The 20,615-nt window shown below is 28.1% G+C and carries 22 protein-coding genes; 9 read left to right on the top strand and 13 right to left on the bottom strand.

Translation table 11 applies throughout. The annotated features are described in order from the left end of the window. Positions 1 to 3: 3 nt before the first annotated feature. Genes LXD69_RS15705 through LXD69_RS15665 form a run of 9 tightly spaced genes read right to left on the bottom strand, consistent with a single transcriptional unit; the run spans position 4 to position 5,428 of the window. Entirely contained in the window at positions 4 to 318 is a 315-nt protein-coding gene (locus LXD69_RS15705) for a hypothetical protein (RefSeq protein WP_045971559.1), read from the bottom strand. Between the two features lie 11 nt (positions 319 to 329). Beyond that, on the bottom strand, positions 330 to 1,691 hold the full coding sequence (gene creD, locus LXD69_RS15700; RefSeq protein WP_045971557.1) for a cell envelope integrity protein CreD: 1,362 nt from the start codon (positions 1,689 to 1,691) through the stop codon (positions 330 to 332). A gap of 11 nt (positions 1,692 to 1,702) precedes the next feature. After that, on the bottom strand, positions 1,703 to 2,032 hold the full coding sequence (locus tag LXD69_RS15695; RefSeq protein ID WP_045971554.1) for a hypothetical protein: 330 nt from the start codon (positions 2,030 to 2,032) through the stop codon (positions 1,703 to 1,705). Then, a complete protein-coding gene (locus LXD69_RS15690) occupies positions 2,019 to 2,672 on the bottom strand; it encodes a DUF1361 domain-containing protein (protein ID WP_246916074.1) in 654 nt (217 codons plus the stop codon). Before LXD69_RS15690 ends, LXD69_RS15695 begins: the two co-directional genes overlap by 14 nt. 1 nt (position 2,673) lies before the next feature. Next, positions 2,674 to 3,129, bottom strand: coding sequence for a hypothetical protein (locus tag LXD69_RS15685; protein WP_045971550.1), 456 nt, complete (start codon positions 3,127 to 3,129; stop codon positions 2,674 to 2,676). A gap of 51 nt (positions 3,130 to 3,180) precedes the next feature. Beyond that, on the bottom strand, positions 3,181 to 3,477 hold the full coding sequence (locus tag LXD69_RS15680; RefSeq protein ID WP_045971548.1) for a winged helix-turn-helix domain-containing protein: 297 nt from the start codon (positions 3,475 to 3,477) through the stop codon (positions 3,181 to 3,183). 14 nt (positions 3,478 to 3,491) lie between these two features. Continuing rightward, complete coding sequence (locus tag LXD69_RS15675; protein ID WP_246916073.1) at positions 3,492 to 4,142, bottom strand: SanA/YdcF family protein; 651 nt, start codon at positions 4,140 to 4,142, stop codon at positions 3,492 to 3,494. Position 4,143: 1 nt separating this feature from the next. Then, positions 4,144 to 4,818, bottom strand: coding sequence for a YiiX family permuted papain-like enzyme (locus LXD69_RS15670; RefSeq protein ID WP_045971845.1), 675 nt, complete (start codon positions 4,816 to 4,818; stop codon positions 4,144 to 4,146). Position 4,819: 1 nt separating this feature from the next. Continuing rightward, positions 4,820 to 5,428 carry a hypothetical protein gene (locus tag LXD69_RS15665; RefSeq protein ID WP_045971544.1) on the bottom strand — a complete coding sequence of 203 codons (609 nt, stop codon included), beginning with the start codon at positions 5,426 to 5,428 and terminating at the stop codon, positions 4,820 to 4,822. A gap of 149 nt (positions 5,429 to 5,577) precedes the next feature. Here LXD69_RS15665 and LXD69_RS15660 point away from each other — a divergent pair, with 149 nt between their 5' ends. From LXD69_RS15660 to LXD69_RS15650, 3 genes are read left to right on the top strand one after another with little or no spacing between them, the layout of a single operon-like run. Further along, a complete protein-coding gene (locus tag LXD69_RS15660) occupies positions 5,578 to 6,948 on the top strand; it encodes a M28 family peptidase (protein WP_246916072.1) in 1,371 nt (456 codons plus the stop codon). 20 nt (positions 6,949 to 6,968) lie between these two features. Further along, positions 6,969 to 7,226 carry a hypothetical protein gene (locus tag LXD69_RS15655; protein ID WP_246916071.1) on the top strand — a complete coding sequence of 86 codons (258 nt, stop codon included), beginning with the start codon at positions 6,969 to 6,971 and terminating at the stop codon, positions 7,224 to 7,226. A 2-nt stretch (positions 7,227 to 7,228) separates the two neighbouring features. Next, complete coding sequence (locus LXD69_RS15650) at positions 7,229 to 7,579, top strand: DUF1801 domain-containing protein (protein ID WP_045971539.1); 351 nt, start codon at positions 7,229 to 7,231, stop codon at positions 7,577 to 7,579. Positions 7,580 to 7,631: 52 nt separating this feature from the next. Here LXD69_RS15650 and LXD69_RS15645 read toward each other — a convergent pair whose 3' ends face one another. From LXD69_RS15645 to LXD69_RS15630, 4 genes are all read right to left on the bottom strand, one after another. Next, positions 7,632 to 8,480 carry a hypothetical protein gene (locus LXD69_RS15645; protein WP_045971537.1) on the bottom strand — a complete coding sequence of 283 codons (849 nt, stop codon included), beginning with the start codon at positions 8,478 to 8,480 and terminating at the stop codon, positions 7,632 to 7,634. A gap of 21 nt (positions 8,481 to 8,501) precedes the next feature. Then, positions 8,502 to 9,320, bottom strand: coding sequence for a 3-deoxy-8-phosphooctulonate synthase (gene kdsA, locus LXD69_RS15640; protein ID WP_246916070.1), 819 nt, complete (start codon positions 9,318 to 9,320; stop codon positions 8,502 to 8,504). 98 nt (positions 9,321 to 9,418) lie between these two features. After that, positions 9,419 to 9,868 carry a 2-dehydro-3-deoxyphosphooctonate aldolase gene (locus LXD69_RS15635; protein WP_246916069.1) on the bottom strand — a complete coding sequence of 150 codons (450 nt, stop codon included), beginning with the start codon at positions 9,866 to 9,868 and terminating at the stop codon, positions 9,419 to 9,421. 3 nt (positions 9,869 to 9,871) lie between these two features. Next, entirely contained in the window at positions 9,872 to 10,351 is a 480-nt protein-coding gene (locus LXD69_RS15630) for a DUF4199 domain-containing protein (protein ID WP_246916068.1), read from the bottom strand. A gap of 84 nt (positions 10,352 to 10,435) precedes the next feature. Here LXD69_RS15630 and LXD69_RS15625 point away from each other — a divergent pair, with 84 nt between their 5' ends. The 6 genes from LXD69_RS15625 (at position 10,436) to LXD69_RS15600 (ending at position 20,329) form a co-directional block, all read left to right on the top strand. Continuing rightward, a complete protein-coding gene (locus LXD69_RS15625) occupies positions 10,436 to 10,993 on the top strand; it encodes a YeeE/YedE family protein (protein WP_045971529.1) in 558 nt (185 codons plus the stop codon). Positions 10,994 to 10,995: 2 nt separating this feature from the next. Beyond that, entirely contained in the window at positions 10,996 to 11,409 is a 414-nt protein-coding gene (locus LXD69_RS15620) for a DUF6691 family protein (RefSeq protein ID WP_045971527.1), read from the top strand. A 590-nt stretch (positions 11,410 to 11,999) separates the two neighbouring features. Continuing rightward, positions 12,000 to 12,719: a hypothetical protein gene (locus LXD69_RS15615; RefSeq protein WP_246916067.1), complete on the top strand. Its 720-nt coding sequence runs from the start codon at positions 12,000 to 12,002 to the stop codon at positions 12,717 to 12,719. A 138-nt stretch (positions 12,720 to 12,857) separates the two neighbouring features. Then, positions 12,858 to 15,242, top strand: coding sequence for a DUF5686 and carboxypeptidase-like regulatory domain-containing protein (locus LXD69_RS15610; protein ID WP_246916066.1), 2,385 nt, complete (start codon positions 12,858 to 12,860; stop codon positions 15,240 to 15,242). A 747-nt stretch (positions 15,243 to 15,989) separates the two neighbouring features. Continuing rightward, on the top strand, positions 15,990 to 18,215 hold the full coding sequence (locus tag LXD69_RS15605) for an ATP-dependent nuclease (RefSeq protein WP_246916065.1): 2,226 nt from the start codon (positions 15,990 to 15,992) through the stop codon (positions 18,213 to 18,215). Further along, the gene (locus tag LXD69_RS15600) at positions 18,197 to 20,329 is read left to right on the top strand and encodes a UvrD-helicase domain-containing protein (protein ID WP_246916064.1); all 2,133 of its coding nucleotides are present in this window, start codon (positions 18,197 to 18,199) and stop codon (positions 20,327 to 20,329) included. Before LXD69_RS15605 ends, LXD69_RS15600 begins: the two co-directional genes overlap by 19 nt. The last annotated feature ends 286 nt before the right edge of the window (positions 20,330 to 20,615 follow it).

Here is a 20,615-nt window from a genome sequence, read left to right as displayed (position 1 = left end):
TTTTTAATTCCAAAGGGTACCATCTAAACCTAAAACTGTTCCAATCCAAAGAAAGAAGAAGAGTACCAAAACACTACTTAAAAATATAAGTAAATTCAAAAGTCTGGATTGGGTCTTCTTAGTATTTATAAAATAGAAGCACACACCGCCAATAGAAGTAATAAAGGGTGTAATAAGTAAAGGTTTTATGTACCAATATTTGCCCCATTCAGGATTTGGATTTGGTACTGTAAAAACTAATATTGAAATTAAAACTAATGCTAAAACTGCTCCAGCGATAGCAAATTTTAAGGCATTCGAAAAATGTAGTGTATTCATATGATTTGTTTTTAATTAGTATTCCAATCTATTTTTCTTGAGAAATACATAACTGCTCCAAGAATAAAGAATAAGCCAATACTTCCTACTAGTAGAGCATAATTTTCTAATTGAATTATTACAAATATGAAACTATACAAAATTAAAAGAGATATGCTAATGAAGAATGGAAATTTTTTCTCTTTTAAAACAGAAAAAGAATAGAGTAGAAGCATGATAATAACAGCACTTGAAGCTATAATATAAGCTATTGTGAAACTAGAATGTTCTGTGATAGAGATTAATAAAGTATAAAACATGATTAAAGCCAAACCTATCATAGTGTATTGGAAAATATGAATACTTTTTTTGCTAATAGTTTGAATTAAAAAGAAAATAAGAAAAGTTAGCCCAATAACTAAAAAGCCATACTTTGAAGCACGTTCATTTTGTTGATATTCATCTACTGGCTCAATCAACTTAACACCATAAGAATACCCTTTTAAATTAGGAATTTTTTCAGTGTATTGTTGAGAAAATGGTCTGTTAATGTGCAATATTTTCCAATCAGCATGAAAATTTTTAGTTGTCACTTTCTTAGTTGTGTCGCTTGCAGCAAAATTACCAATGAAACTAGGTGAATCCCAATTTGCATCGATTGATGTAGTTGTCGTTTTTCCCACAGGAATAAACTGTAAACTATTACTTCCATTATAATTCATTTCAAATGAAAAAGTAAGTTTTTCATTTGATTTATAAACAAACGAATTTGTTTCTAATGTACCAAAATAATTGTCTTCGTCACTTTTTGACTCTAAACTATAATCATTTGTATTAATATTTATTTTTAAATCACTTTTAATGCTTTTTAGGTTAGTGGTTTTAATTAATATAGTTGCTTTGTCCCAAAGAACATCTTCTTCATTAACCGAAATTTTATCAAATGAAACATCTTGAAAAGTACCATTAAACTTTATATTAGCCTTAAAAACAATAGGATTATATAAGCTTCTTTTTAATTGATCGACTTTTTCAATATTCGTTTTATTATTTAATTCGCTAGGAAAGAAATAGGCATATTCTAAATGTGCTTGTTTTTGAATAGTTGTCACTTTTGTTTTATCATCTACAACCGCAGTTTCAGAATATGTTTTGTATGGAACTTTAAGAATAGGACCATAGAATAGAATATCGTTTCCCCATAATTGAGTAATTTCTTTCGTTACCTCATTTTTTCGTTGAGAACGCTCTCGAATAAGACTTTGAACTAAATTTAACGGAATTAATAAAAATAAAGAAAGTATTCCTACCATTATCATTTTGGCAGTATTACTTTGAAAAAAAGAGAATTTTGAAACAGAGTTCGGATTTTGTGATGGTGTTTGATTTTCCATGATTATTGTTTTTAAAAGTTAAATAATTGATTCGTAAACGATTTGAATACTGAATACAGATAAAAAAGAGCTATTGGAATATTGATTAAGAGTAATAAAATGTGTTTTAATAGAAAAAGTTGCATTGTTTTATAAACTATTAAATCATAAACTAAATTTACAAATAGAATGAAATTGAAAAAGAGTGCAGCTATTACATAGTAAAACCCTATAACTATAAAAGTTTCATGCTTTGTAATTTTAAACAATGCTAGAATAAGAGTTCCAATGCTAAAAGAAAGAATGAATACTATTTTAGCTAAATTTCCATCTGAAATTACTTTTTGATTATAGTCTTCCATTGTAAGTATCTTGAATTAAGAAGGTAATATAAATAAGACTTCCAAACAGAGCCGAAAAGAATAATGCTTCAGATGTGAATAACGTTTGAAAAGCTTCTAGAATAAGAGAAAAAGGATTGGTAAGAATGTGCCAACTGTTAAATCGTAGAAATCTACCTAGGTAAACTCCAAAACCACTTAAAAAACAAATAGTAGGTATTATAATGAGCAATGTTTTTTTAGAATAAAAGAGCGAAAAATAATTTTTAAACTCTTTTAATGAAAGTAAGCCAAATAAAAAACCAAGAACAGCAAAAGAAAAAAGTAAAACCAAATCAAACCAAAATAATTCAGGTTTTCCTTTTTTTAAATGAACAAAATCGGTTAAAATGTAAAAAGAATTAGGTAAAAATAATAACCAAGATGTAAATAATATAAACCTAGTTTTTACATTTTCTAATATTTGAATTTTTTGTTTGGCAAATTGTAAAATCAAATAAGGAATTGCAGCTAAAAATAAATTCCAAATTAAGAAAAAATAGAATATAGACTGCGTAATTTTTGCTCTAAAAAGAAGTAAGATAGCGCAATATAGAGAAAGAAAAAGTAAAAATAAGTTTTGTTTTTTATTAGTAGAATAGATGTTAGATAACGTTTTCATTTTATATAATATTAAAAGATTCTCGAATAGTATTAACAGGAATAGAAAGCATTTTTTGGAAATCTAAATGATAAAATTGATGTGCCTTTTTACCTTTATCATATTGATTTAAGAAATAATGACTTTGTCTAGGATAGAAAAGAAAACCAGTTGTAATAACCATAAATAAATACAAACTTCTTTTACCATTACCTAATAAATAGTATTGCATACCAATTTCATCTACTACAGAAATTCCTGTGTTCGTTAATACATGAATCACATCGTGATCTTCCAATTTTTCCTGAATTTCAAAATTGTAACGCATTAAGAAATGGCCTAATTGAAAACCTAATGTTTGTTTAGGTAACGCAATTAGTTCTTCACGAGTTGTTTTCCAAGGGTCATTTTTTTTAAACCATTTTTGATATGGTTTTTTACTGATTTCGTACATTTTTTCGATTATTTTATCTTTCATAATTAATGTAAAGTACTTTGAATTTCAAAGTTGTTGAATAAAAAAATAGTCTTAACTGTTTGATATTAATTTTTCAAGTGCTTCAATATGCTCTTGAAAAGCTTTTTTTCCTTCTTTTGTGGCAATATATTTTGTGTTTGGTTTTCTACCAATAAATTGTTTTTCAACTGTAATATAGTTTTCATTTTCTAATGCTTTAGCATGACTCGCTAAATTACCATCGGTTACGCCTAATAATTCTTTTAAAGTTGAAAAATCAGCGTTTTCATTTACCATTAAAACCGACATGATTCCTAAACGAATTCGGTGATCAAAGGCTTTATTAATATTTTGAATGATGTTTTTCACTACTTTATATTTAATTATTTTATTTCAATTTTTGGACCAAGAAATTTTGGTTTTACTTTAAAAAGTATATCAAGAAATACTTTAGTTCGAGCAAAATATTCTCTAATTTTTACTTTTATTCCATATCGTTTCGAGACATCTTTTGCATTATAAGCAATTGCATTAATTCCGTTTTTGTTAGCCAAATAAAGTGCTCTCTCATTATGAAATTGCTGCGAAATTATAGTAAATTGATCTAATCCAAAAATAAGTTTTGCTCTTAATATCGAATCTAAGGTTCTAAAACCGGCATAATCTAAAAATATCTTATTAGCAGGAACTCCTTCGCTTATTAATTCATTCTTAAAATCAGTTGGTTCATCATATTTTTCATTTCCATTATCTCCACTAATTAATATAAAATCAATTTTATTGTTTTTGTATAATTCAACAGTAGCATCAATTCGATATTTAAAATATAAATTTAAAGCACCACTTTTTAAATATTTACTTGTTCCTAGTACTAATCCAACTTTGTTTTTTTGTATTGAATTAATAGTTGAATACGTTTTATTTTTTGCATTCTTTTGAATAGTGTAATTGGAAATACTAATTACAATTAATAACAGAACAAATAGTGATAAAAGAGATTTTTTGTATTTTTTAATGGTGATGAGGTATTTCATTTTAGTAATTATCAAATACTGTTATTAATAAATTAGAATCATATAATTGAGATGGAGCAATAACAATTTCATTATAAGGTATTTTTGTTCCATAACGCTGTTTCAGAATAGTTTGTACTACTGGGTGTTTTAAATTAAAATCACTTAGTTTTTTAGTTTTACACAATTCAATATTTGCTCCTTCTTTATATATTTTCCAAACTAATTCTGAACAATATATCTTTTCATCTGACCATTCAAAATACAAATCATAATCTTTATCATTTAATGTTTTTCCGTATGATTTCATTTTTTTTAAAATAGATTCGGTAAGTATTTTATCAGCATTTTCTAATCGTTTTACTACATATCTATTGTTTTTTCCATTGTTAATCCATTCATTCAAAAGAGTCATTTTAACAGGTTGAACAGCTTCATAAACGTATGTTTTCCCATTTTCAATAAAAATAATTCCGCAATGAGAAAATTTTGAATTAGTCGCTATTTTTACAGCTTCACATTGTTCAGATTCTGACGTTTGAAAAATAATATCTCCATTTATATAAGTATTCTGACTCTTTTTGTTTATTATCTCAAAAGCAGTTTCAACTTCATTAGATAATTTTTTTAGACTAATTATAGCACCAATTATAAAGAAACCAATAAGTATAAAAGTTATTTTTTTTAATGTTTTCATTCTATTTTCTATCGTATTTAAAATGCATAATACTTCCATACAGAATGTGACAAAAGCCAAAGCCAATTACCCAAAAATACAAGCCATAACCTGAAAATTCCACCGCAATTAAGCCAAGAATAATTTGAGTAATACCTAAGTAGCGAACATCTCTTAGAGTATATTTACTAGCATTTAAACAAGCTAATCCATAAAATAATAATGTTACAGGAGCAATTAATCCGTAATGTTTATTTTTTAATAATAATAAAGCAAATATTCCACCAGTTAGTAAAGGAAGAGCAAAATTAATTAAAACTCGTTTTGAAGCAGGATTCCAAACTTTTTCACCTAGTTTTTTTGCTTTTTTTGCAGTTAAAATATAAGCAGTACTTAATGACAAAACCAATACAATAAAAGCGGTTAAAAGAATTAATTTAAAAGTTTTACTTTCCAAAGTAATATAACGACCATAATGAGTGTTAATAAGATAATTTACATAAGCAGCACCAATTAAGGCATAGACTCCTGCTAAAATACCAGATAAACCACTTAAAGAAATGAATTGAGTAGATTTACTCATCATTTCTTTAATATCTTGTATGTCTTTTAAATATTTACTTGCTTCCATTTTAAAGTACTTTGAAATACAAAGTAAAGTAATATTTGTAAAAAAACAAATTTTATTTCTAATTTGTTAAATATGTTAGATTTTGAATTTAATATGAAATAATTATAATATTTTTAACCTAAATACTAGTAATCCATTAAAGAATTAAAATGAAGAAGATAACCTTTTTATTATTGCTTTGTAATTTAGCAATATACGGACAATCTGAAGATGAAGTAATGTTGAAAAATATTTACGAATCAACTTTAACAAACTCTAAGTGTTATGATTGGTTAGATTATTTATCAAATACCATTGGTTCAAGGTTATCAGGTTCAAAATCTGCTGATGAAGCTGTAAACTATACAAAATTAGAATTAGAAAAATTAGGATTAGATCGTGTTTATCTACAAGAAGTTATAGTTCCTAAATGGGTTAGAGGAGAAAAAGAACGAGCTTATATAGAAAATAAAGGTAAAAAAATAAATGTTCCTATTTGTGCATTAGGAAGTTCTATAGCAACACCAAAAAAAGGATTAAAAGCTTCGGTTATAGAGGTAAGAGGTATTGAAGAAATGAATGAACTAGGTTCTGAAAAAGTGAAAGGGAAAATAGTGTTTTTTAATAGACCTATGACACCTATTCATATTGAAACTTTTAAAGCTTATGGTGGATGTGTAGATCAACGTTCTTCTGGAGCAAGGGAAGCAGCAAAGTTAGGAGCTGTAGGCGTTATTGTAAGATCCATGACTTTGCGTATAGATGATTATCCGCATACAGGAAATACAAATTATGGAGATTTGCCTAAAGATATGTATATTCCGGCAGCAGCAATAAGTACAAATGGAGCTAATTTATTAAGTGATTTATTAAAAGAAAACCAAAACCTACAGTTTTATTTTAAACAATCTTGTGAAACTCACGAAGACGTATTGTCTTATAATGTGGTTGGAGAAATAAAAGGATCTGTAAATCCAGATAAAATAATGGTTGTAGGAGGACATTTAGATTCTTGGGATTTAGGAGACGGATCTCATGATGATGGTGCTGGTTGTGTGCAAAGTATGGAAGCTTTATTCACTTTTAAAAAATTAGGATATAAACCAAAGAATACAATTCGTGTGGTGTTGTTTATGAATGAAGAAAATGGAAATAGAGGAGGACTTAAATATGAAGAATTATCGAATAAGAACAATGAAAACCATATTTTTGCATTAGAAAGTGATGCAGGAGGATTTACTCCTAGAGGATTTTCAATTGATGCAAATGAAGCCGATTTTGAAAAAATAACGAAATGGAAATATTTATTTGAACCTTATTTGGTACACCGTTTTGTTATAGGTCATGCAGGAGTTGATATTGGGCCTTTAAAATCAAAACATATCATTAAGGCAGGATTAAAACCTGATTCACAACGTTATTTTGATCATCATCATGCTGCTACAGATACTTTTGATGCTATTAATAAAAGAGAATTAGAACTAGGAGCTGCTACAATGACTTCATTGCTTTACTTGGTAGATAAATATGGTATTGATTAACGAAGTTTTAAATTTAAAGAATGAAAATATTTTTAGGTTATCTTATTAGAGTTATAAGTGTATTTCTATTTTTAATGCTGATTTTGAGTGTGATTAATAGTTTATTTTATGAAAGACATGAAGAAAACGGTTTAGCTTATTTCATAGGATATTATTTAGGTGTATTTCTAGTTTTTCTTTTCTTTTTTTGGTTGGTTTATAAATTTTATAAATTTGGAAGTACATTAATTTCAAGGTCAAAAAATAAAAGTAAAATTACAGAAATAGGAACAGAATAAATATGAAACCAGCAGAAGCTTATATATTTAAACAACCTGATTTATATAAAGAAATTTTATTTCACATTATTGCAGTAATAGAACAAGAACTACCAGAGATAGAATTATTTTTCAAATGGGGAATTCCTTATTTCTATTATAACAAGAAACCATTTTGTTATTTAGCGCCAAATCATAAAAGAAAATTTGTAGATGTAGGTTTTGCTAAAGGATTCCAATTAAAAGAAAATCAAGAATTTTTAGTTGATGAAAATAGAAACACAGTAAAATCATTACGGTATTTTAAATTAGAAGAAATTGATAATACTATTTTAATATCAGTGTTAAAAGAAGCTAAATTACTTTATGTTTAAAAATAGAAAAGCACTCTTATAGAGTGCTTTTTGCTTAATATTTTGGAAAGGTTTAAATTCTAAATATTCCACCAATAGTGAATACACTTTGTAAAAACCAAAAATCTTGTGAAGCACTATCTGCTTTATCTTTGGTAGTTCTTATGTTATTCATATTAATATAACCACCTTTTACCTCAGTTTGAATAAAGAAATGTTTAAAAAACGTAAAATTCAATCCTGCTTTTGCAGATAAGCCATAACCAGATATATGAAATTCATCATATCGATCTTTTCCAAGTAAGGTTGTATTTGTTTTTGGAAAAATGAAACCACCACCTAAACCTTCAGTAACATTAACTTGAAATTTATCAGTATTAGGTAATCCAAACCAACTTGAAATGTCGTCTACTCTAGAAAACTCAGTATTTACATAGTTTAATCCATCAGTATGTTCAAACAAAAGAAAATCCTCAGTTAGTGTTAATTGATCATTAATAGGGTTTTCATAATAGTCTCCAGGATTAGGATAATAGCCAGAATAATTGACTCTTCTGTCATTATACATTACATATTTCATGTGATCAAATCCAATAGAAATATTGTAATGGTCAGAAATGAAATATCCTATTCTAAAATTAGTTTGAGGAATAGTCATTCTCGCTGGATTGATATAATCCATGTGCCATCCTTTAGGCTTATCATGTGCTTGAACATCATATAAAGTGAAATCATAATCTGCACCTTTAAAATGAATATCCGATTTAGAGAAAGTTTCTCTATTTCCACCCCAATAGATATAGATTTTCCCTTTATTATGCGCTGTGTATTTTTCAGGTTTTTCAACTGTTTCTTGTGAAAAGGCGTACTGTGAAAAAACACAAAAAGTTAGTACAACCATTAAAAATGATTGTTTTTTCATTAGTAATAAAATGATTGAGAATTAAAATTGGTTAATAGTTTGTCTAATGGCAACAAGTTTTTTCATTAAGCTTTCAAAGTAGTCTAAATGTAGCATATTTGCACCATCACTTTTAGCATTTGCTGGATCAAAATGAGTTTCAATAAAAATACCATCAACACCAACAGCAATTCCTGCTTTTGCAATAGTTTCTATCATATCTGGTCGACCACCTGTAACTCCAATAGTTTGATTAGGCTGTTGTAATGAATGAGTAACATCTAATACAGTAGAAGCATATTGTTTCATAGTAGGAATCCCTCTAAAATCCACAATCATGTCTTGATAGCCAAACATAGTTCCTCTATCGGTTACCATTACATTTTCATTTTTGCAATCTAAAACTTTTTGTACTGCATGTTTCATGCTTTCAGGACTCATAAATTGTCCTTTCTTTAAGTTTACAGTTTTGCCAGTTGCAGCCGCTGCCATAACTAAATCAGTTTGACGTACTAAAAAAGCAGGAATCTGTAAGATATCTACATATTCTGCTGCCATTGCTGCATCTTCATTAGTATGAATGTCTGTTACCGTTGGAACACCAAACTCTTTTGAAACTTTTTCTAATATTTTTAACGCTTTCTCGTCTCCAATACCTGTAAAACTATCAATTCGAGAACGATTAGCTTTCTTAAAAGAACCTTTAAATACGTATGGAATTTCTAATTGGTCTGTTATTGTAACAATTTTTTCTGCGATTCGCATAGCCATTTCTTCACCTTCTATGGCGCAAGGACCGGCTAAAAGGAAAAAATTACCACTTTTTGTATGTTTTATTTGAGGAATATTTTCTAAATTCATTATGTATTGATTTTGAAGTGCAAAGATAAAAATAAAAACCTTCTAAACTTAGGTTTAGAAGGTCACTTATGTTACTTTAAGAATAAATTAATTATATATTACTGTTTTTGTTTAATAGTAAAGCCTTTAGGACATACTATTTTACCTTTTTCATATATATTAAAATAAAGTATTACTTTTTTATCACTTCCTTCAAATTGAACTTCGTATATAGATAATGTTCCAGCTCCTATATTGTTTGTGTCAGTAGGAAATGGACAACATGTATCTGTTTTTGAATAATTTATTTTTTCCCCATTCGGTCCTTCAAGTCTATTAAAATAATATTTTATATTTAGCTCTTCAAGTCTGTCAGAAAGAGGGCCAATATTAATAGGATAATCTGCGTCATAGCCATATTGAGAGTCTAAAGCATATTCAGTAATTTCAAAAGCACCATTAGATATTTTTGGTTTTATAGCTGTATTATCAACATTTTTAATCGTAGATTTAGTACTAATGCACGACGAGAAAAGAATGGTTAATGTAAAGATTAAAAAGATTCTCATAAATTAATTTTTTTTAGTTCTAATAAAATAGCTAATAGTAGCAGAAATGACAACTCCAAAAGATAATTTTTCAAAGACACTGTTTGAAATAGCAGTGTTTATATTAAAATGTGCTTTTGCTTTTTCTAAAGTAAAAGTATCTGAAATGGAAGCATTAATTGCATTATCAAAAAAATCAGGAGAAATAAAATTATGTGTTATATATAAAACGGCAGGATTTAAAACTGTAATTAAAACAGAAAGAATAATTCCAGAAATACTTCCTTGTTTCCAATCAATTTCATTTTTATAATAATTTCTTTTTTTATCAATTAGTGCCAATGTAAATAAGAATACGCTAACAGGTGTAAATAATAGATTGTAAACAGGTTGATAAAGAATACTTTCATTATGCCAACCTAATAGTTTTTCAATATACATCCAAATTATATATACTAAACTATAAATAATAGTCCATTTAATTTCGATTTCAAACTTTTTCATTAATTTAAATTTTGTTCAAATTTATGTAACCCAAGTTACATATAAAAATAAATGAATAGCTACTTTTGTGTAAAAATATTGAGTATGGAATTTTTATATGGAACATGGCATTGGGCAATCTCTGGTTTTTTAATCGGATTAATGATGCTTGTATTAATTTATTTTGGAAAATCATTTGGGATGTCATCTAATTTGCGAACCTTATGTACAATAGCAGGAGCAGGTAAACATTCTGATTTTTTTAAATTTGATTGGCGCGAACAAAAATGGAATTTAGCAGTAGTTCTTGGTGCTATTCTAGGAGGATTTGTTGCGTATCATTTTTTAAGTAATGGAACAGGAGTGGAATTAAATCCAAAAACAATTGAACAATTAGTAACAATGAATATTGATGCTCCAAATGGGAAGTTAGTTCCTGACGCTATTTTTGGAATGGACATTTTACAAACACCAAAAGGATTTTTAATACTTCTATTAGGTGGAATTTTAATAGGATTTGGGACACGTTATGCAGGAGGTTGTACATCAGGTCATGCTATTTCAGGGTTAAGTAATTTGCAATTACCATCGTTAATTGCGGTAATAGGCTTTTTTATAGGAGGATTAGTTATGGCACATATTATTTTACCTTTAATTTTTTAAGTATGAAATTTTTAAAATTTATATTAGCTGGTTTTATTTTCGGAATTGTTTTAACTAAAGCAGAAGCAGTTTCGTGGTATCGTATATATGAAATGTTTATGTTTCAATCCTTTCACATGTATGGTGTTATTATGGTCGCTATTACAACAGGAGTTGTTGGAATACAGATAATCAAAAGAAATAAGATAAAAGATTTTAAAGGACTACCTATTGAAATCGTTCCAAAGGAAAAAGGATTTGTTCGTTATATAGTAGGAGGAATTCTTTTTGGATTAGGTTGGGGACTTGTTGGATGTTGTCCAGGACCTATTTTTATCCTATTAGGAGCAGGAATATATGGTGTAGCAGTAGTCTTTATAGGAGCTTTGTTAGGAACATATTTCTATGGTCTTTTAAAAAATAAATTACCTCATTAGAAGGAAAACTTCATTAATAATAAAACGTCTTCTTTTGAAGACGTTTTTTTTTTGAGTATAGAAAAAAACACAAGTTAAAAGACCTTTGAAAGGTATTCAATATACTTACAAAGAGAGATTGCGATTTTTTATTTCTCAACCTTGTTCTTGTAAGCATCCCATAAGAGATTCCACAAACAAAACCATCAACACCTATAAAATAAAATTCAAACTTATTTGTATTATGTTGATAAATTTATAAAAACAAATTTTAATTTGTGATTAATAATTAGCCATTATGACTAGAAAAATATAAAATATAAATTTGTTTGTATTGTATTAATATGTTTGAAAAACTATATTCAATCTTGATTAATAATTAATAACCATTTATCATTAACAATCACCCCTTAACAAGTCATTGTTTCATAAAGATGGCATAGTTTTTATGGTTTCATTTTATATTGAGTAAGGTTTCGTTCGCAAAGCACCCCATTTTTTAATAAAAATTACAAATTGAAGCAAAACTAAGGGTACCACAACCCCGAACAAAACCCGAACAAAGCCCGAACAAGATTAAAAGGAAAAATAAAACAATAAAATATAGTACTATGGCAATAATAGAAGTAGAGGGAAACTACCCAAAAAGAATAGGAAACTATGTTATTTATAAGTCTAGAGGGCAAATGATTATTAGATCAATTAGCGGTTTTACAACCAAAGACTTAAAAAGCGCAAAGAAATATAAAAAATGCAGAGAAAATGCCACCGAGTTTGGAAAAGTATCATCTTTGTGTAAAGTAATTAGAATGCATTTAATAGGCATTTTACCAAAACAGAATAACCTAGCAGTAGTAAATAGCTTAACGAAGAAAATGCGTGCTGTAATGACGTGCGATACAACATCTGAAAGAGGAAAGCGCACGTTAGCAATAGCCCTACAAACTATTGAAGCTAAAAAAATGCTAGAAGGCTACCATTTTAACCCAGATAAGGCTATAGATTTAAATTATTCTATTAGCGATTGTTTAGAAGTTGCCACAAATTATTTAAGCTATCCCAAAAAAGCCAGTTATTTAGGAGCTAGAGTACATTGTTTCACTTTCAATTTTTCTACGCAAGAGGCACAATTAACAAGTAGTGCTATCTGTTTTTATAGTAAAAAACAATTACCCGATTATTTACACTTACCCTTATTAGAACCGCCCACAAACAGTACAGGGATTGTATTTACGATTCTTGAATTGGGCTTCTTTAATTATACAGGAGGTGCTTTTGTTCCGGTAATAGACGATAAGAGCAAAGTGGTTAAGATTGTGGATGTAGCCTAAAAAAAGGAGTAGTTTAACATAAAAATTGGTAATTATGCAAGAATAACTTTTTGATAATATGTATTTTTGAATTTGACTTTAATTATTTTGGAGTTAGTAAGTCAATGAAAAATTAATTAATTATTCATCTAAAAATAAATGAAAAACGTTATATTTAGTATTCTTTTTTTATGCATATGTTGTGTTGTTGTGGGGCAACAAAGAATAAGTGGAGTAGTAGTAGCTACAGACAATAATCAACCTTTAGCTTTTGTTAATATAATAATTAATAACGACCCTAAATGGGGTACGGTTAGTGATATTGATGGGAAATTCGAATTGGAACTGAAAGAAAATATTTCGGTACTTTCTTTTTCCTATGTGGGCTATGAGAAAAAAGAATTGGCCTATTCTGGAGAGACAAGTATTGTGGTAGCTTTAAATGCTTCTAAGGTTGCTTTAAATGAAGTGACTGTTTATGCAGCAGAGAATCCAGCCAATAGAATTATTAAAGAAGTGATTAAGAATAAAGACAAGAATAATCCAGAAAAACTAGCTTCGTTTACCTATAGATCTTATAATAAGACTGTATTCGATTTTAAAGAATCAACAACAAAAGAAAACGATACTAATTCTATTTCTACATTTTTAAAAGGAGGTCACGTTTTTTTGATGGAATCGGTTAGCGATCGTAAATTTTTATTTCCCAATACTAGTGAAGAGGTCGTAATTGCAACCCGTGTTTCTGGGTTTAAGCATCCTAACTTCGCTTCATTGGCATCCGATTTGCAACCGTTTTCATTTTATAATGATAATATTACACTTTTTGATATTCATTATCTGAACCCTATAGCGAATGGAAGTCTTAAAAAGTATAATTTTCGACTGGAAGAAGAGTATTACAGCGGAGTAGATACTGTTTATGTAATTAGTTATCAACCTAAAAAAAACAAAAATATAGAAGGTCTAAAAGGGGTTATGCATATTAATTCCAACGGCTATGCTGTACAAAATGTTACTGCAACTCCTTTTGAGAAAGGAAAAATAGATTTAACAATACAACAAAAGTATCAATTTCTCAACAATCATTGGTTTCCTGAGCAATTGAATTATGTTTTAGAAACAACGAGTGCAGAAGAAAAATCGATTGGTATTATTGCAAATGGTAGAAGTTATATTAATCAAGTTGTTTTAGAGCCAGAATTGAAGAAAAAAACGTTTGGTATTGAAAAAGTAAGAATGGCAGATGGTGCAGCCTACAAAGACAGTCTTTTTTGGAATGCTAATCGACGTGAAACATTGAACCTTAAAGAGAAAATTACATTTAAAGTAATGGACAGTTTGGGTGAAGCGTTTAAATTTGATAACTTATTGCATTTAGGGCAAAAATTAGCCGATGGAAAAATACCTTTAGGAAAAATAGATTTAGACTTAAGCAAAACCTTGAAATACAATAGGCACGAAGGTTTCCGATTGGGAACAGGGATTATTACTAGCGATTTGTTTTCTAAAAAAATAAAGTTAGGTGCTTTTGTTGGCTATGGGTTAAGAGATCATGAATGGAAATATGGAGGCTTTTCAGAATATGAGTTTTCAAAGAGAAACGATATTCGATTGGGGGTTGCTTATGAGACCGAATTGAATGAAATTGGTGCCTACGGATTGAAAAGTAGCCAACAAAAAGGTTTAGTTTTAAGAAATTATTTGGCTTTGTATATGGATCAAATTAAAAACTATTCTACCTATTTTACTTTTCGTATGTTGAGGTATACTACTTGGAAAGTAAAAGGCGATTTTTATACTGTGAATCCACAATATAATGTTGGTTTTCTAGATGAAAATGAAACAGAACAAAATTATAAAAATGCTCAAGTATCTGTTTTAATGCGTTGGGCTCCTAATGAGAAAATCATACAGTCCTTTAATAGAAGAGTAGCTATTGCCAGCAGTGCTCCTGTTTTTTCATTCTATTTTGCCAATGGTTTTAAAGGTTTTCAAGAAAGTGCTTTGTCCTATCAAAAATTTGAAGCTAGTGTAGAGCAAACTTTTTTTACTAAGAACTTCGGAAACACGCATTACCGATTTGAAGCAGGTAGTATTACTAAAGATGTTCCTTTAGGATTACTCTTTACAGGTGAAGGAAGCTATGTAGAAAAATATCCTTATTTTATTAAAGATGCGTTTCAAACCATGCGTTTGTATGAGTTTGTTTCCGATCAGTATGCGCATTTATTTTTACACCACAATTTTGGTTCTCTATTATTCAAAGTAAAACAGTTTCAACCAAGCATTAGTCTTCATCACAACATGGGTTGGGGTAATTTGAGCGGAACGAATCAACATCTTCAATTGCCTTTTACTACTAAAGAAAAGCTTTTCGTAGAATCGGGATTACAAATAGATACTATTTTAAAAATGAATTATTTAGATATTGGATATCTTGGTTTTGGAGGTAGTGCTTTCTATCGTTATGGTGCGTATGGATTTCCCGAATTTAAAGATAATATAGCATTAAAACTAAGCCTAACGTTTACAATTAAATAGAAAGAGACTAATTGTTGAAGGTTTAAGTTTGTTTTTAAAACGCTGTAAATCTGCATGTTTATTTAATCGTAAACCAAATCCACAATCCTGTCATGCTGTAGGCATCCCATTTGCTGTTTAACATTGCAGAGCTTCTAATGTGCCCCTTTACAGGGAGACAATTCTGTGCGTAAACCTTGCCACAATCATTAACCACAATCTTGTCATGCTGTAAGCATCCCATTTGCTGTTTAACATTGCGGAGCTTCTAATGCGACCCTTTACAGGGAGACAATTCTGTGCGTAATCATTTACCTCAATCTTGTCCTGCTGTAAGCATCCCATTTGCTGCTCAACATTGCGGAGTTTCTAATGTGACCCTTTACAGGGAGACAATTTTGTGCGTAAACCTCATGTAATCATTAACCACAATCTTGTCATGCTGTAAGCATCCCATTTGCTGTTCAATATTATAGATCTTCTAATGAGACCCTTTCAGGGAGACAATTCTGTGCGTAGACCTTGCCACAATCATTAATCACAATCATTTAAAAAAACAGGTATTTCTACCTGCAAAACATCCTTGGTATTGCCTTATGTTTGAAAACAATAATTTCTTACAAATAAAGAAAAAGTAAACTCTTTTTTGTTTAAATTTGAGAAAGAGAACCCTTATAACTTATTTATTTTCAAGGTTACGGGAAACCGTAAAATAGTGTGAGACGTTTTTGGGATATTTGGGATAATACAATTTTTTACAAATAAGAAATGAAAATAGAATCAATACACATTAGCAATTTCAGATTATTAAAAGACTTTAAGTTAGATTTAGAAGACACTTTATCACTAGTATTAGGGAAAAACAATACAGGAAAGACTTCTATCCTCACTTGCTTAGAAAAATTTATCAATAGTGATAGTGATAAAAATAAAATTAAAGCTGAAGATTTTAATTTAGATTATAAGAAAGAAATTGAAAAACTAATTACTAATCCTAAACAAATTGAAAATAAAGAAGAATACGATAAAACCCTCTATGGTATTAAGTTAAGATTAGTTATATCTTATGATGAAAAAGATAACACGAGTAATATATTTGATTTAATGATGGATTTAGAACCTAATCATAATAAAATTGTTTTAGGTTATGAATATTCCTTGCATTTCAATGATTATGAAGAAATGAGAAAGGAATATAAATTATTCCTAACTAAAGAAAAATCAAAACAAACTGAAAAATCTAAGTTAGAGCCAAGTAAAACTTATACTCCGAAAACATTTGAATACTTTTTCAAAACCAATCAAGATAAATATTTTAAAAGAAGATGGAAAAGTATCGATTATGATTATGAGCAAAATTTAATCATTGAATCAAATTTTAATGATTTAGAAAAAAGTAAGCTAAAAAACAACTTGAAAGATATTATCAATTTCAAGTATATCGATGCTAAAAGAGGGGTAACGAATAAGGACAACAATAAAACCTTATCTACACAAACATCAGAAATATATGAAAGAAGTGAAAAAAATGATGCGGATGAAGAGAAAATTCAAGAGTTCAATGCAGCAATTGAAGAAACGGATGAAAAATTAGGTAAAGTTTATGAAGGTTTATTTAGTGAAACTATTGATACTGTAAAAGAGTTTGGAGGCATTAAAAAGGATGAATCAGTAATCAAGATAATTTCGACATTACAGCATAAGGAATTATTAAAAGGTAATACAACGGTTGTATATAATCATAATGAGACCGATTTCCCTGAACAGTATAATGGTTTAGGATATATGAATCTTATTAGTATGATTTTTCAAATCAAAATTTTAGTTTCTGAGTTTGCAAGAAAAAAAGATGAAAATCCAGCGAGTATCAATTTATTATTAATTGAAGAACCAGAAGCGCATACACATCCACAAATGCAATATGTTTTTATTCAAAACATTACAAATCTTTTAAATAAAGGCATAATAAAAAAAGATAAGGATGGTAATTCTCTAAAACCACAACCTTTTCAATATATCATTAGCACTCACTCTTCACACATTGTGGCGAATTGCCAAGATTTTAATGCAATTAAGTATCTAAAAAATGAATTTGTAAATGATATAAAAGCAAAGAATTTAAAAGATTTAGAAAAGGAATATTTAGAAGAAGGAGAAGAAGGAAAGAAGAACTATCGCTTTTTAAAACAATATTTAACACTGAATAGAGCCGAATTATTTTTTGCTGATAAAGCTATTTTTATAGAAGGTGATACTGAGAGAATTTTATTACCTGCAATGATGCAGAAAATAGATAATGAAGAATCAATAGTAGAAAATGAACTTAAATTATTATCTCAAAATATTTCTATTGTAGAAGTAGGTGCCCATTCACATATTTTTGAGAAGTTTATTGATTTTATAGGCGTAAGGTCTTTAATTATTACTGATATTGATAGCTATTATGAAGTACAAGCAAAAGATGAGAAAACACAACAATTAAAATTCAAAGCTGACGGTACAACACCAAAAATGGAAGTTATTAAATGTCCTGCTAATGATACTAAAGCTGATAAAACATCAAACTCTTCTCTTCGTTATTACTTTGGAAAAACATTAAATGATCTAGATTTTTTCAAAAAACTGAATATTGAAGGTAAAATATTAAAAAGAGAGATTGATAGAAAATGGAAACAAAATGCTTTAGGTAATCTATTAATTGTTTATCAAACAGAAGAAAAAGCAGAAAAAATTTATCACGCAAGAAGTTTTGAAGATGCCTTTTTTCATATCAATTATGATTTTATATGTAATAAAAAGAATAGTTTTCAAGGTTTAATTGCTAAATGGTTAAAAAAATTTAAAAGTAATAAGTGTGCTTTTACTTTAGCTGAAAAAGGCGTTGATAAAAAACCAACTTTGGCAATTGATATTCTATTAAATGAAAAGCCAGATTCACAATGGCAAATACCAAATTATATTAGAGAAGGATTATTATGGTTACGAAAAGACTAGAGCTAAAAGACAAACAGCCTGAAGTTTTTGAAATTTTAGAGCACATCGATAATCAAAATCATTTTTTACTAAGTGGTGGTGCAGGAAGTGGAAAAACCTATTCTTTGGTTTCTATTATTAGACAAATTTTAGATGAACAACCTACTGCACAAATCGCTTGTATTACCTATACTAATGCAGCAGTAAAAGAAATTGAAGAAAGAGTAAATCATAAAAAATTAAAAGTTTCTACCATACACGATTTTCTATGGGATTGTATTAAGAACTTTCAAAATGAGCTAAAAAAATGTATAATCGATTTAGCTAAAGAAGAAAGTGTAACCAGTTTTCAATTAGAGAATCCTGACATTTCTATTTTTGAAGGAAAAGATATTGAATATAAAGAATTTGTTAGTTTAACAGAAGGTAATATTTCACACAATGAATTGCTTACGTTGGCAAATTATATGTTTGCTAATTACTCAAAACTTTGTGATAGCATCAATGACAAATTCAATTTTATTTTTGTAGATGAGTATCAAGATACTGATAGACAAGTTGTAGAAATTTTATTAGATCATTTATCTCGTTCAAAAAAAACAAATAAAACAATAATTGGATTTTTTGGTGACACAATGCAATCCATCTATGACGAGGGAATTGGTAATTTAGATGAGTATTTAAAAAAAGAAGATACTAAACTAAAAAAAGTTATCAAAGCTGAAAACAGAAGAAATCCTCAAAAAGTAATTGATTTAGCGAATAAATTGCGCACTGATGATGTAATACAAAAACCTTCAAAAGATGTAAAAGCACCTAATATGTTGGTAGATGAGAGTGCAAAAGAAGGCAATGTTTTATTCTTACATTCAACAAATTCTGATTTACCAAAACTCAAAAAATATCTTTCTAATCTTGATATAAAATGGAATTTTGACGATTCTAAAAACACCAAAGAACTGAATTTAACTCATAACCTTATTGCATCACAGGCAAATTTTTCAACTTTGATGAGTATTTATGATAAAGATAAATTTATAGAACATTTATCTAAAGTTAGAAAATATTTAAAAATTAGACAGGTCGATTTTGATGATAACACAACAGTAAATCAGGTTTTTACTCAAATTGCTAAAAATGTTAAAGAAGAAATTGATAGTAAAAGTTTAAGTCATTTTACCGTATTAAAATATTTAGAAAAATTAAGAACTTTACATCCTTCTCAAAATGAAAGTTTAAGTGATTTAATTCAAAAATTAAAGCCAATTAAAGAAGATAAAATAGAGCCTTCAAAAAAATACTTAATCAATGAATTTAAAAATGATACTGGTATTATAGAGATTGATTATGTGTATGATATTAAAATATTAAAAGATGTTGAGAAGTTAGATGAAGAAATTTATAAACCAGTAAAAGATGAACCTTTTATTAAGTACAAGAACCTTTATGTTGTTAAAGATCATCTAGTAGATGATAAAAAAGAATCTGAAGATGAAGAAAACAAAAAAGGTTCAAAAAGAGATAATCTGATTAAACATCTCTTTAAAATTCAACATACTCTTTTGTATTATGAGAACAAGAATTTTTCCGAGTTTTTTAGAATAATTAAAAAGAATGAAAGAAAAATTAATTCCATAGAAGAGAAAAGAAAACTTAAAGATGATATTGAGAAATTATTAAAAAATAAAACTACAACTATTGGTGAAGTCATTGATATAGCAGATGAATTGAGAATAGTTATCAAAAATGACAAACCGTTAAATGATTTTATAAAATCATCTGAATACATTTATAATAGAGTTCGAGAAGTTTCCTATCAAGAATTTATCAATTTATACAATTATTTAGAAGGATTTACACCTTATTCAACTCAACATAAAACAAAAGGTTCTGAATATGATAATGTCTTAATTGTTTTAGATAATGGAAATTGGGCAAAGTATAATTTTAAATATCTATTTGAAAACACAAAAGATAAGGAAGATATTATTGAAAGAACACAAAAGCTATTTTATGTTTGTTGTACAAGAGCAAAAGAGAATCTAGCGGTATATTATATAAAGCCTTCTGAAAAAGTTTTAGAAACAGCGAAAGAATGGTTTGGAGATAGTATTATTAACTTAGATGAATCATAAAAAATAACTTTTAAAAAATAAATAACCACTCCTCACCATACAAAAACGCCCTTTACAAGAGGGCGTTTTTTATTTTAGTACAGGTTATTTTTTTAACATTATATATTGATAATCTGTATGTTAAGTTAAAAAACAGGTTATTTTTTAAAACAGGTATTTATACCTATAACCTCGCTATTATTTCTGAATACATTTGGTATGTAGTTCTACAAAAAAAGAGATTCATTAAGATAAGCTTTAATTAATGGAATCTTTTTTCAAAGTTATTTTGATAGTTGTAAAAGAC

The organism is Flavobacterium sediminilitoris, from assembly GCF_023008245.1.
GTDB lineage: Bacteria > Bacteroidota > Bacteroidia > Flavobacteriales > Flavobacteriaceae > Flavobacterium > Flavobacterium sediminilitoris.
The sequence above is the reverse complement of the archived record's forward strand: the minus strand, read 5'-3'. Positions and strand labels throughout refer to the sequence as shown.